13 protein-coding genes are annotated in these 11,508 nt (G+C 69.3%); 6 read left to right on the plus strand and 7 right to left on the minus strand.

Translation table 11 applies throughout. The features are described 5' to 3' along the window. Positions 1-49: 49 nt before the first annotated feature. On the plus strand, positions 50-901 hold the full coding sequence (locus ABZX12_RS25475) for a helix-turn-helix transcriptional regulator (RefSeq protein ID WP_355696961.1): 852 nt from the start codon (positions 50-52) through the stop codon (positions 899-901). A gap of 59 nt (positions 902-960) precedes the next feature. On the opposite strand, the gene ABZX12_RS25480 is transcribed toward ABZX12_RS25475, so the two are convergent. Together ABZX12_RS25480 and ABZX12_RS25485 are read right to left on the minus strand one after the other, a co-directional pair. Beyond that, complete coding sequence (locus ABZX12_RS25480) at positions 961-2,838, minus strand: cellulase family glycosylhydrolase (protein ID WP_355696963.1); 1,878 nt, start codon at positions 2,836-2,838, stop codon at positions 961-963. A 118-nt stretch (positions 2,839-2,956) separates the two neighbouring features. Beyond that, positions 2,957-3,865: a LysR family transcriptional regulator gene (locus ABZX12_RS25485; RefSeq protein WP_355696965.1), complete on the minus strand. Its 909-nt coding sequence runs from the start codon at positions 3,863-3,865 to the stop codon at positions 2,957-2,959. Positions 3,866-3,938: 73 nt separating this feature from the next. Here ABZX12_RS25485 and ABZX12_RS25490 point away from each other — a divergent pair, with 73 nt between their 5' ends. After that, positions 3,939-4,853 carry an EamA family transporter gene (locus ABZX12_RS25490; RefSeq protein WP_355696967.1) on the plus strand — a complete coding sequence of 305 codons (915 nt, stop codon included), beginning with the start codon at positions 3,939-3,941 and terminating at the stop codon, positions 4,851-4,853. Here the strand turns inward: ABZX12_RS25490 and ABZX12_RS25495 are convergent. Then, the gene (locus ABZX12_RS25495; RefSeq protein WP_355696968.1) at positions 4,800-5,438 is read right to left on the minus strand and encodes a flavin reductase family protein; all 639 of its coding nucleotides are present in this window, start codon (positions 5,436-5,438) and stop codon (positions 4,800-4,802) included. The genes ABZX12_RS25490 and ABZX12_RS25495 overlap by 54 nt on opposite strands. 33 nt (positions 5,439-5,471) lie before the next feature. Here ABZX12_RS25495 and ABZX12_RS25500 point away from each other — a divergent pair, with 33 nt between their 5' ends. After that, the gene (locus ABZX12_RS25500; protein WP_355696970.1) at positions 5,472-6,554 is read left to right on the plus strand and encodes a serpin family protein; all 1,083 of its coding nucleotides are present in this window, start codon (positions 5,472-5,474) and stop codon (positions 6,552-6,554) included. On the opposite strand, the gene ABZX12_RS25505 is transcribed toward ABZX12_RS25500, so the two are convergent. Both ABZX12_RS25505 and ABZX12_RS25510 read right to left on the minus strand, forming a co-directional pair. After that, positions 6,517-7,191 carry a TIGR03943 family protein gene (locus tag ABZX12_RS25505; protein WP_355696972.1) on the minus strand — a complete coding sequence of 225 codons (675 nt, stop codon included), beginning with the start codon at positions 7,189-7,191 and terminating at the stop codon, positions 6,517-6,519. The genes ABZX12_RS25500 and ABZX12_RS25505 overlap by 38 nt on opposite strands. Beyond that, on the minus strand, positions 7,188-8,204 hold the full coding sequence (locus tag ABZX12_RS25510; RefSeq protein WP_355696974.1) for a permease: 1,017 nt from the start codon (positions 8,202-8,204) through the stop codon (positions 7,188-7,190). The genes ABZX12_RS25505 and ABZX12_RS25510 overlap by 4 nt, the downstream gene beginning before the upstream one ends. 74 nt (positions 8,205-8,278) lie before the next feature. Between ABZX12_RS25510 and ABZX12_RS25515 the strand changes: the two genes are divergently transcribed. Further along, positions 8,279-9,418 (plus strand): serpin family protein, encoded by a 1,140-nt coding sequence (locus ABZX12_RS25515; RefSeq protein ID WP_355696976.1) that lies wholly within the window; start codon positions 8,279-8,281, stop codon positions 9,416-9,418. Here the strand turns inward: ABZX12_RS25515 and ABZX12_RS25520 are convergent. Both ABZX12_RS25520 and ABZX12_RS25525 read right to left on the minus strand, forming a co-directional pair. Then, positions 9,399-9,941 (minus strand): TetR family transcriptional regulator, encoded by a 543-nt coding sequence (locus tag ABZX12_RS25520; RefSeq protein ID WP_355696978.1) that lies wholly within the window; start codon positions 9,939-9,941, stop codon positions 9,399-9,401. The two genes, ABZX12_RS25515 and ABZX12_RS25520, sit on opposite strands and share 20 nt — an antisense overlap. Further along, complete coding sequence (locus tag ABZX12_RS25525; RefSeq protein ID WP_355696979.1) at positions 9,916-10,347, minus strand: SRPBCC family protein; 432 nt, start codon at positions 10,345-10,347, stop codon at positions 9,916-9,918. Before ABZX12_RS25525 ends, ABZX12_RS25520 begins: the two co-directional genes overlap by 26 nt. A 141-nt stretch (positions 10,348-10,488) precedes the next feature. Between ABZX12_RS25525 and ABZX12_RS25530 the strand changes: the two genes are divergently transcribed. Together ABZX12_RS25530 and ABZX12_RS25535 are read left to right on the plus strand one after the other, a co-directional pair. Continuing rightward, the gene (locus ABZX12_RS25530; RefSeq protein ID WP_355696981.1) at positions 10,489-10,683 is read left to right on the plus strand and encodes a hypothetical protein; all 195 of its coding nucleotides are present in this window, start codon (positions 10,489-10,491) and stop codon (positions 10,681-10,683) included. Position 10,684: 1 nt separating this feature from the next. Beyond that, the gene (locus tag ABZX12_RS25535; protein WP_355696983.1) at positions 10,685-11,359 is read left to right on the plus strand and encodes a PhzF family phenazine biosynthesis protein; all 675 of its coding nucleotides are present in this window, start codon (positions 10,685-10,687) and stop codon (positions 11,357-11,359) included. Positions 11,360-11,508: the final 149 nt, after the last annotated feature.

The following is an 11,508-nucleotide window of genomic DNA, read 5'->3' on the forward strand; positions in this document are numbered from 1 at the left end:
TTACTCACAGCACCTGGCACCCGGTTGGGCCGGTGTCCATGATGGAAGCATGACAGTCGCCTCCGACACAACGGCAACGGCCCAGCGCCGCGAGCTCGGCGTGTTCCTGCGCAGCCGGCGGGAACGTATCCGCCCGGACGAAGTCGGGTTCGCGCCGGGCGGCCGGCGCCGGACGCCGGGGCTGCGGCGCGAAGAGGTCGCGCTGCTCGCCGGGGTCGGCGTCACCTGGTACACGTGGCTCGAGCAGGGCCGGGACATCAACGTGTCCGCGCAGGTCCTGGACGCGATCGCGACGGCGCTGCGGTTCGACCGGCAGGAGCGCAGTCACCTGTTCCGGCTGGCCGGGCTGCGGTTCGGGCCGACGCAGGGCGTGTGCTCGGCGCTGCCTCCGTCGGTGCAGAAGACCCTCGACGCGGTCTCGCCGTACCCGGCGGTCGTGCTGAACGAGCGGTACGACATCCTCGCCTTCAACACGGCGTACTGCCGGGTGGTCCTCGACCTCGACCAGGTGCCGGTCGACGAGCGGAACATGCTCTGGCTGAACTTCGTGTCCGACGAGTGGAAGTGCAGTTTCGTCGACGGGGAAACGACCAAGCACCACATGGTCGCGGCCTTCCGCGCCGCGTCCGCCGACCACCTCGGCGATGCGCTCTGGCAGGAGCTGATCCACGGCCTGCTGAACAGCTCGCCGTACTTCGCGGAGCTCTGGGAGCGGTACGACGTGGCCGCGCCCAGCACCCGCACGAAGATGCTCGAGATCGACGGCCACGGCATCCTGCGCATCGAGCCGATCAACCTCTGGCTGTCCCAGCTCGGCCCGCTCCGGGCCACCGTCTACACCGCCCTCGACAACGAGACCGAAACCAAACTCCGCCGGATCGTCGGCGTTCGGCCCGGCTGACGGGGCGGGACAGCCGGGCCGGGGCCCCGGCCGCCGGGCAGGGCGGCCGGGGGGCCTTGTCAGGTGACCGGGATGCCTGGGTTGGTCAGGGCCTTTCCGCCGGTCATCGTGTTGCTGCGGTCGACGGTGACCTTGCAGCTGCTCGCGTTGTAGGTGGTGATGTTGAACGCGTACCGGCCGCTGCCGGTCGCGCCGGTCAGGTCGGAGGTGTTGCCGCGGAACACCGTCCCGCAGCCCCACCCGGACTGCTGGGTGTGCGTCTCGTAGCCGTTGTTCGTGGTGTTCTTGCCGGTGTTGTTCTCGATGACATAGTTGTTGCCCTTGACATCGATCCAGCTGTCGTCGTAGTTCGCGCCGGTGAGGCCGCGGCCGTCGAAGCTGTTGCCGGACACCAGCCCGCCGGTCGTCCCTTCCTTCAGGTCGACCGCCTCGCCGCCGACGTCCGGGCCGATCGTGTTGCCGAGGATCTGCACGTGGTCGGACTTGTCCGAGGTGCCGCCCGCGCTGCCGACGTACACACCCTCGCCCATCCCGCGGCCGTCGTTCCCGGTGTCGTAGATGCGCGAGTTCTTGATCACGCCGTACGTGCTGCTGTTGCGGAAGTGCACGCCCTCCATGTCCAGCCCGTGCACGGTGACGCCGTCGATCGTCACGCGGGTGGCGCCGTCGATCATGATGCCTTTCTGGCCGCCCGTCACGGTGAGGCCGCGCACGGTCCAGTACGACGCGCCGTTCAGGTGCAGGCCGTAGCCGCCGCCGGCCTTCAGTACGGCGTTCGCGGAGCCGGTCAGCGTGATCGGCGCCGCGGACGTGCCGTCGACCGTGGTCTTGAAGTTGCCGGTGTAGGTGCCGTCGGCGAGCTTGACGGTGTCGCCGGGCTTGGCGTTGGTCAGCGCGGCGGCGAGCTGCGCGGAGGTGCTGACGTCGATCGTCGCCGTGGCCGACGGGCGGTTGCGGATGTGGTCGCGGACCCAGACGCCGGCCGGTTTGAGCATCGCCGTCCCGGTGAAGTCGTCGCCGTCGCAGGTGCCTTCCTTGAAGACCGCGCCGGAGCGGACGTCGTCGGAGAAGTTCCAGTTCGTCCAGCCGATCTGCTTGCTCTCCAGGAAGTCCAGGTACTTCTGCGACCAGGTGAAGTCGTTGCCTCCGTCCCCGGTGTAGGTCTGCGTGCCGAACTCCGTGACGAACAGCGGGATCCGGTCCGCGGCGCGCGACAGGGCGTCGAAGTACTCCTGCTTGTGCGAGGCGGCGTAGAAGTGGAAGGTGTACATCAGGTTCGACGCGTTGACCGGGTTGTCGATGACGTCGGCCTCGCTGCCGCCGTCGGAGACCCCGAGCGAGGCCCAGCCGTGGGTGCCGACGAAGATCACGCCGTCGGGGTCCTTGGCCCGGATCACCGGCACCATCTGCTCGGCGTACGACTTGATGCCGGCCCAGCTGACGCCGTTCGGCTCGTTGGCGATGTCGTAGATGATGTTGAGCTTGTCCTTGTGCCGCTCGGCGATCTCGGTGAAGAACCGCTTCGCCAGGTCGAGGTTCTCGTTCGGGTCGCCGGGGTCGAGCTGGTGCCAGTCGACCAGCGCGTACAGGCCGCGCTCGGTCGCCTCCTCGATGAGCGTGTTCACCAGGTTGGTGTACTTCGCCGGGTCGGTCTCGTAGCCGCCTTCCTGCACGTACATCGAGATGCGCAGGATGTCGGCGTTCCAGTCGTTCGCCAGGGCGTCCAGCGAGGCGGTCTTCAGGCAGTTGGCGTACCACTGCAGGCCGTGCGTGCTCATGCCGCGCAGCTGGACGGGTTCGTTGCGCTCGTTGCAGAGCTTGGTGCCGCAGACGTGCAGCTGGCCGTTGCGGCCGACCGGGGTGTCGGCGGCCGGCATGGAAACAGGTAGCACGGCCGAAGCAGCCAGCAGGGCGCCGGCCAGGAGTGAGTGGATCATGAACGTCCTCCGAGGGGGCGTCGGGGAGGATGATTAGGAAGGTTTCCTAATAGTTCACGAGAACGTAGTGGCCGACGCGGAACGCTGTCAACCGGTCGCGCAATGTGATCACAATCGATCAGGCGGTGTCCCGGTCGGGCCAGGCAGCCTTCAGCGTCGCGAGCGTGACGGTGATCGCCGGGCGGCGCGAGGTCGTGGTGCGCCACACGGCGTACAGGCGGCGGCTCGGGGCAGGCTGCAGTGGTACGACGACCACGCCGTCTGGGACCGGTCCGCGGCCGAGGCGGGGGAGCAGGCCGATCCCGAGGCCGCGGTCGAGCATCGCCAGCTGGGTCTGGTACTCCGCGACCGAGTACGCGACCTCGGGCTCCACGCCCGCGCGGCGCATCGTCCGGATCAGCCACTCGTAGCAGATCGACCCGACGGGCTGGCAGATCCAGCGCTCGCCGACGAGGTCCTCCGCATGGACGAACTCCTTGCCTGCCAGACGATGCGTCCGCGGCACCAGGACGTCGGCGGGGTCCGTGCCGAGCTTCACCCGCGACAGTCCGTCCGGCAGGGTGAGCGGGGTGTTGTGCCAGTCGTGGACGATCGCGATGTCGATCTCGCCGCGGTTCACCGCCGCCACGGCCTCGAACGGATCGGTCTCGAGCACCCGGACGTCCAACTGCGGGTGATCGTCGACCAGCCGGGCGAGAGCCGGCGGCAGCAATCCGCGCGCCGCGGTCGGGAACGCGGCGATGCCGAGCGTCCCGATGGCTTGACCGCGTTGCTCCTCCAGGGTCAGCTCGGCGTCCTCGACCAGCTCGAGAATCCGCGCGGCCGTCGACGCCAACTGCCGGGCCGCGTCGGTCAGCACGATCCCGCGGCCCTGACGCTCGACCAGCGTCGTCCTGGTCTCCCGCTCCAGTTTCGCCAGCTGCTGCGACACCGCCGACGGCGTGTAGCCGAGCACCTCGGCCGCCCGGTTGACCGATCCGTACTGCGCCACGGCGTGTAGTGCGCGGAGCCGCCCGAGATCGATCATGTAGCTCTCCTACATCGATAGCTGTAGTAATCGGTGCTGGTCCTTAAGTGTACTCCGGCTGAGACTGGACGGCATGAAGCCTCGTGACCTGCTCCTCGCCCTGGCCGCCGTCGTTGTCTGGGGCATCAATTTCGTGGTGATCGAGGTCGGTCTGGAAGGCGTTCCGCCGCTGCTGCTGTCCGCGCTGCGGTTCTTCTTCGTCGCCGTCCCGGCGATCTTCGTGCTCGGCGGACCACGCGTCGCCTGGCGGTACGTCGTGGGCGTCGGACTCGCGCTGGGCGTGGCGAAGTTCGGGCTGCTGTTCATCGCGATGGACCACGGCGTACCGGCGGGCCTGGCGTCGCTCGTGCTGCAGAGTCAGGTGATCTTCACGGTCCTGATCGCGATCACCGTCCTGCGGGAACGCCCGCGGCCCGCACACATCCTCGGCATCGCGATCGCCTGCGCCGGGATCGTCCTGATCGTCCTCGACCGCAAGCTGTCCGCGCCGCTCGGCGCACTCGTGCTGGTGATCGTCGCCGGCGCGTCCTGGAGCATCTCCAACACGATCACCCGGTACGCCAAGCCGCCGGACATGCTGCGCTTCATGGTGTGGATCAGTGCGGTCGCCGTCGTACCGCTGCTGATCCTCTCGCTGCTCACCGAAGGCCCGCGCGCCGACGTCGAGGCGCTGCGCACCATCGACCTGAGCGGCATCGGCGCGATCGCCTACCTCGCCTTCGGGGCCACCCTGTTCGGCTTCGGTGTCTGGGGTTACCTGCTCCGGCAGTACGCCGCCAGCACGGTCGCGCCGTTCTCGCTGCTGGTGCCCGTCGTCGGGATGTCCGCGGCGTGGGTCCTGCGGGGTGAGGCCGTCGGTGCGCAGCAGGCGATCGCCGCGGTGCTCGTCATCGGGGGCATGGCGTGCACGATCGTCCGACGGCCCGCGCCGCGGTCAGCCGTTCGTACCGACGACCATCGGCGGCATCTGCCAGCCCCGAGCAAGTGACGACGGGTACGCCGGTGCGCCGCCCGCGAAGTACTCGGTGAACTTCATGATCAGCGGATCCCAGCGCAGCGGGTCGATGTAGCGCTCGTTGCTCATCAGCAGATCCTCGCGCACCCGGACCCGCTCGACCTTCATCTCCAGTGCGCACAGGCGCGAGTCCGGCCCGCCGATCCCGGTGACCGACTCGATCCGGCCCTCCAGGTTGATCGGGCTCTCCAGGACGGAGTCGAGGCCGGACAGCTCGCTCGGCTCACGGGTCAGCCCGCCGGCCGCGAACTTGTCGGGCTCGTGCCGGTACCCGCGGGCCCGCTTCGCGTCGGACATCTCCGCGGACCCGGTCAGCAGCGCGATCCGGTCGAGCGCCGCGACCATCGCGGGGTCGACCAGATTCAGCACCAGCTCCGGCCGCTCGGTCAGGTTCTTCACGGTCTGCGCGCTCGTCCCCATCCCGAGCATCGCGGTGTAGCCGAGCCACCAGGCCGACGACATCGGGGCGAGATTCGTGGTGCCGTCGGGGTTGGCGGAGCTGATCAGGACGACCGGCGTACCGAAGTACAGGACCTTGGGCTCGACTGTGCGCTTCATGGAGATGAAACGCTGGTGCGCCAGGATGTGTGAGTGGACGCATCTCAGGTCGGTCGCCTGACCGCACGATGGATCGCCGAACTGCCCGGCGAGGACAGCACGGTGATCTCCGGGCTCGGCGTCCAGCCGCTGCTCGCGATGCTGGCCGAGGTCGCGGACGAACCCGCGCACACCGAGCTGGCCGAGGCCGCCGGCGGCCGGTACGGCGGTCTGCTGGAGGCGCCCGATCTGCGGATGGCGTTGGGACTGTGGACGCGTCCGGAGATCGAACTGCAGCCGGGCGTGGACCGGTTCCTTCCGCCGGAGGTGCGCGGGACGCTGACCGATCGCGCCGCCCTGGACGCCTGGGTGGTCGAGCGGACGGACGGGTTGCTGCGCCGGATGCCGGTCCAGCTCACTCCTGACGTCTTGCTGGTGCTCGCGTCGGCGCTGGTGCTGAAGACGGAGTGGGCGCTGCCGTTCGAGGAGTACCGTCGCAACGATCGGCGCTGGCTGAGCCGGGCGGATCCGGATCTCGACAGCTTGCAGGTGTACGAGACGGCGACCGGTCCGTTGACCGCCTTGACGGTGCGTGGGACCGGGGAGTTCGACGTACGGCTGGTCGTCGGTGACGGTGGGCGGGCGGCGGTGCTCGGCGCGGCGCTGGAGCTCGACGGTGACGGGCTGGGCGGGACAGAGGTGCTGGCAGCGGAGCGATCGGCGCCTGGTGTCGAGGTGATCGAGTCGCTGCAGCCGGTCGTCGCGCTGTCGATGCCGTACTTCGAGATCGAGGCGGAACACGACCTGCTGGAGCATGCCTCGGTGTTCGGGTTGAGCGCGGCGTCCGACCCACGGACCGGACATTTCCCGGGGCTGAGTCCGCAGCCGTTGGCGATCGGCCAGGCGAAACAGGCCGTGCTCGCACGGTTCTCGGCCACCGGGTTCGAGGCGGCCGCGGTTACCGCGATGCCGATGGCCGCGGGCTCCGCGGCGTTCGGCGCGAAGGCGCTGTACGTGAACCTCGAGCGGCCGTTCGGCTTCGTCGCCGTACACCGGCCGACGGGCGTGCCGGCGGTCGCGGGCTGGGTGAACCTAGGCCCTACTCGTAGGGGTTGGCTGGGGCGGTCACCGGCTTGACCGTCGTGATGGTGAGCGCGGCGACGTCGCCGTCGACCCGCCGCGTCGGCTCCGCCCACTCGCCGGTCACGGTCACCCACTGGTTCTTCGCGGGCGCGGTTTGGCCGCGGGCTTCGACCATGAATGCCGTACCGTCCGCGACGCAGCAGGTCAGGCCGATGCGCGTCACGTACCAGACGCCGTTTTTCGCCGGCGTGACGAAGCCGGTCAGCTGGAACGACTTGCCCTTCATCGTCTCCTTCTCCCACACCGCCCAGACGGCGTAGTCGCGCACCGCGATCGGCTTGGGACCTGCCGACTCGTCCCAGTACGCGTTTCTCTGCGGCGCGACGGGTTTCGCGGCGACCGGTGACTGCCGTTGCGCCGCGTCCGCACCGAGCGCGGGCGGATCGACGACGAGCAGCGCGAACACCGGGACCAGCAACAACCAGGCGGCTCGCGGCAGTGCGTGGTCGTGGGCCGCGCGGGTCCGCACGAGGACGTCGGTCACCGCCAGCGCGATCAGGATCAGCCCGGCCGCGAACAGCATCCACCGCATCCCGGGTTTCACATACCGCAGGTACGTGCCGGAGGTCGCGAGTTGCACCATCGCGGCCCCCACGAACACGATCACCAACCCGGCAACGTTGCGCTTCACAACAACCACCATCCGGCGAGCAGGCTGGCAAGGATCGCGACCACGAAGGTGGCCGGGGCGAACCGGACGGCGAACTTCGGGCCGAAGGTTCCGGTCTGGAGAGCGACCAGTTTCACGTCGACGATCGGGCCGACGACCATGAACGCGAGCCGCGCGGTCAGCGAGAACTGGGTGAGGCTCGCCGCGACGAACGCGTCCGCCTCGGAGCAGATCGCCAGCAGGACAGCGAGCAGCCCGAGGATCAGCACCGAGAGCAGCAGGTTCCCCGCGACGTGGTCGAGCCAGGAGCGCGGGACGACGACGTTCAGCGTGGCCGCGGCGGCCGCGCCGATCACCAGGAACCCGCCGGCGTGCAGGAAGTCGTGCAGCATCGCGGACCGGAACACTTCGAACTTGCCGTCGTCGTGCGCGTGCCGGTTCTTCGGCATCTTCAGCCACGACCCGCCCTTGCCGGTCAGCAACCACAACCAGCCGAGGATCATCGAGACCGCGAGCGACGTGACCGCGCGGGCGACCACGACCTTCGGCTGGCCCGGGAACGCCACCGCCGTCGACGCCAGCACGACCGGGTTGATCGCCGGCGCCGACAACAGGAACGCGATCGCCGCGGCCGGGGCGACGCCGCGGTTCATCAACGCTGCCGACACCGGCACCGAAGCGCACTCGCAGCCCGGGAGCACAACGCCGGACGCACTGGCGACCGGTACGGCGAGGGCGGGATGTCTCGGGAGCGCCTTGGCGAAGAACGACGCCGGAACGAACGCGGTAAGGGCCGCCGACAGCAGCACACCGAGCACCAGGAACGGCAGCGCCTGGACCGTCACGCCGACGAACATCGTCGCCCACGTGCGGATCCCGTCGCCGGTGAACCACCCGTTGAACAGCCGCCGCCCGAACAGCGCGAGCCCGACCAGCAGCACCAGCGTGCCGGTGAACACGATCGACGACCCGGGAGGCTCCTTCGCCTCGTGAGCCTCCTGGGCCTCCGGCGTCTCCTGCTCGGCCGTTGTCATGGGCGGAATGCTGGCAGACCTCCGCTGGAAATGAAAATCACCGTCAGGTATCAGGTGTGTGGCAGTGTTGAGGTATGGATGCCGATGTGGTGCGCGCAGTCAACGACCTCACCACCCGCTGGGCCCGGACCTTGCCGGCCGAGAACACGGTGGTGGCCGGGCTCGGCCTGTGGCCGTTGCTGGCCCTGCTCGCGACCGGAGCGGACGAGCCCGGGCGCTCCGAGCTCGCCGCCGCGGCCGGGGTGGATCCGGCGACCGCGGCAACCGACGCGATCCGGTTGGTCGAGACCATCGAGGGCTCCGCCGATCTGAACGCCGCGCTCGGCGTCTGGGTCAGTGAAGAGCTGAAGCTGGCGGAGACGTTCGACAGCGTGCTGCCGGCGCCGCTCGTCGGCCTGCTGACCGGCAACCCGGCGGTCGACAAGGCGAAACTCGACGCCTGGGCCGCCGAGCACACCGACGACCTGATCCGGGAGATGCCGCTCGACATCGACGGCGACCTGATGCTGGTGCTGGCGTCGGCACTGCTGCTGCGGACCACCTGGGTGCGCCCGTTCACCGAGCAGGTCCGGCGCGTCGCGGGCGGTCCCTGGGCCGGCTCTTGGCACTGGTTGGAGCGCACAGACACCGACCTCGATTCGGTACGGCGGTACGGCGAGCTCACCGTGGTCACGGTGCGCGGCGAGGCAGACGTCGACGTACTGCTGGGCATCGGGGAGGACGCGCTGCCCGCGCTGCTGGAGGCGGCGGCCCGGCCGGGCGACGGCGTACCGGGCAGTCAGCTGATCGACCAGGACCGGCCCGGTCCTGGGTTGACGATCGGGAAGACGACGGCCGCGCGACCCGACGTGAAGGTGTCGTTGCCGTCGTTCAGCATCGAGGTCGAGCACGATCTGCTGGCGTCCCAGGAGCTGTTCGGTTTGACGGCGATCGCGTCGGATCCGGGCGCGCGCGGACATTTCAGTGCGCTCAGCCCGACCCCCCTGCAGCTCGGGCAGGCGAAGCAGAAGGTGCTCGCGCGGTTCTTCGCGACCGGGTTCGAGGCCGCGGCGGTGACCGCGATGGCGATGACGCGGGCCGCGATGATCACGTCGCAGGAGCGCCGGCTGGAGGTCACGTTGGACCGGCCGTTCGCGTTCGTCGCCGTACTGCGGGACTCGCGGTTGCCGATCGTCGCCGGCCGGGTCGAGCGGCCTACCGAACCGGGAGAGTGAACAGCCGGTTGAGCAGCGCGGACGCCTCGTCGACGCCCGCGCGATCACCGGTCAGCAGCAGGTCGAACAGCAGGCCGCGGGAGGCGGCCAGACCGAGTCGCGCGTACGCCGGCGCCTGCTCCGGCGGGATGCCGGCGCGGACGCAGAGCTCGATCAACGGCGGCAGCCAGACGTTGATCAGATCGGCCTTGAGGGGCTCGGTGTGCGGCAGGTCCTGCATCGCGTGCGCGCTGAGCTCGAAGAACAGCGGGCCGTAGACCAGCGCCGCCTCGGTGACGCGGCGCCAGAACTCCTCGGCCTGTTCCTCGATCGGGAGATCGGACAGCGCGGCCAGCAGGTCGCGCTGCTGCTGCTCGACCGTCCGCACCACCTCGGCGAGCAGACCCTCGCGGGAGCCGAAGTGGTAGATCAGCATCCGATGACTGGTGCCGATCGAGGTCGCGATACTGCGCAGGCTCGCGTCGCCGATCCCGTTCTTCGCGAAATGCTCGATCGCGTCAGCCAGCAGGGTTGCTCGACTCACAGACACCCTTCAGTTTTGCGGTCTCGGTGGCGATGTAGTTCATCGTGAGTTTGGCGTAGAGCCGGCCGAACAGCCAGCCGAGCGGGCCCTCCTGGACGATCGTCGCGGTCGCGACGGTGCCTTCCGGCGTACTGACGACGCGGTGGCCGCCCGTGGTCTTGATCCCGGGAGCCTTCGAGACCCATTCGAAGTACTCACCCTCCTTCAGTTCCGTCACCTCCCAGACCGCGACCGGGAGCTTGGGTTGGCGGATCCGGGTGCGGGCGCCGACGTGGATCCGGCCCGCGTCCAGCCGCTCGACGGAATCGACGGTCGGGGTCCAGTCGGGCCACCGCTCGACGTCGCTGAAAACCTGCCAGACCCGCTCGGGCGCGGCCTGGATCGTGCTGGAGTGATCGAAGCGCATGTACCAAATGGTACATGGACCTGAGACACTCACCAACGGGTTTACCGGGCGCCGACCGGAGCGGGACGCAGCGTGAGCGGTAGGTAAAACCGGGCCCTTGGTGAGTGGCTGGGGTCCGGGGTGCCGGTAGGGTCTGGGGCCATGGCTGACCAGAACGTCCCGCAGAACGTGGAGAACGAGCAGGACCCGGGCGCGAACACGCAGATGTTCCGCGCCTTCGTCAACGAGGGCCAGGCCGAGGCCGCCGCCGAACCCAAGGTGAACGGCCGGATGCTGGCGATCGTGGGCGGCGCGGTGCTGCTGATCGCGATCATCGCCGCGATCGCCGTGCTCTGACTTGAACCTCCAGGTCGAGGTCGTCAGGGTCTTCACCGACCCCGACGGCCGGTTCGGCAACCCCCTGGGCATCGTCGACGGCCGCCTGGTCGGTGAGAGCGACCGGCAGCGCGTGGCCGCCGAGCTCGGCTACAGCGAGACCGTGTACGTCGACGACGCAGCCACCGGCACGCTCCGTATCTACTCCGCCACCGGCGAGATGTCCTTCGCCGGCCACCCGACGGTCGGCGCCGCCGCCTGGCTGCACAACCACGGCCACCCCGTCGACACCCTGCACGTCCCCGCCGGCCCCATCCCCGTCACCCGCTCCGGCGACCTCTACGCCGTCCGAGCCGACACCACCTGGGGCAGTTCCTGGGAGTGGCACCAGCTAGCCACCCCCGCCGACGTCCTCGCTGCCGACCCCACGACGTACGACGCCGGCCACACCTTCCTCTGGTCCTGGCAGGACGAGCCCGCCGGCATCGTCCGAGCCCGAGCCTTCGCCCCCGCCATGAACGTCGAGGAAGACGAAGCCACCGGCTCAGCCGTAACCCAACTGACCGCGCAACTCCGCCGCGACCTCCTCGTCATCCAAGGCACCGGCTCCCACCTTCACACCACCTGGCAACCGCCCACCCACGCCACAGTCGGCGGCCGAGTCCTACCCGAAGCCCCACGCACGCTGCCCCGGTAAGGCGAGACAGACCCCGCGCACAGCACGTTTGCGCGCGCGGCGCCACAGCTATCGGCGATTCATGTCACTTGCTGCAATTTCGTTGACCCACTGAGTAGCGACCCCTCACTATCAGGACGCCCTCAACTTCCTGAGTGGCGCACCTCGGG

It is taken from the genome of Kribbella sp. NPDC003505 (assembly GCF_040610875.1).
Taxonomy (GTDB): Bacteria; Actinomycetota; Actinomycetes; order Propionibacteriales; family Kribbellaceae; genus Kribbella.

What these genes read in the sequence shown, in the direction of transcription:
- ABZX12_RS25475 (WP_355696961.1), top strand. Translation starts at nt 50, where the DNA reads ATGACAGTCGCCTCCGACACAACGGCAACGGCCCAGCGCCGCGAGCTC.
- ABZX12_RS25480 (WP_355696963.1), bottom strand. Translation starts at nt 2,838, where the DNA reads ATGATCCACTCACTCCTGGCCGGCGCCCTGCTGGCTGCTTCGGCCGTG.
- ABZX12_RS25485 (WP_355696965.1), bottom strand. Translation starts at nt 3,865, where the DNA reads ATGATCGATCTCGGGCGGCTCCGCGCACTACACGCCGTGGCGCAGTAC.
- ABZX12_RS25490 (WP_355696967.1), top strand. Translation starts at nt 3,939, where the DNA reads ATGAAGCCTCGTGACCTGCTCCTCGCCCTGGCCGCCGTCGTTGTCTGG.
- ABZX12_RS25495 (WP_355696968.1), bottom strand. Translation starts at nt 5,438, where the DNA reads ATGAAGCGCACAGTCGAGCCCAAGGTCCTGTACTTCGGTACGCCGGTC.
- ABZX12_RS25510 (WP_355696974.1), bottom strand. Translation starts at nt 8,204, where the DNA reads ATGACAACGGCCGAGCAGGAGACGCCGGAGGCCCAGGAGGCTCACGAG.
- ABZX12_RS25515 (WP_355696976.1), top strand. Translation starts at nt 8,279, where the DNA reads ATGGATGCCGATGTGGTGCGCGCAGTCAACGACCTCACCACCCGCTGG.
- ABZX12_RS25525 (WP_355696979.1), bottom strand. Translation starts at nt 10,347, where the DNA reads ATGCGCTTCGATCACTCCAGCACGATCCAGGCCGCGCCCGAGCGGGTC.
- ABZX12_RS25530 (WP_355696981.1), top strand. Translation starts at nt 10,489, where the DNA reads ATGGCTGACCAGAACGTCCCGCAGAACGTGGAGAACGAGCAGGACCCG.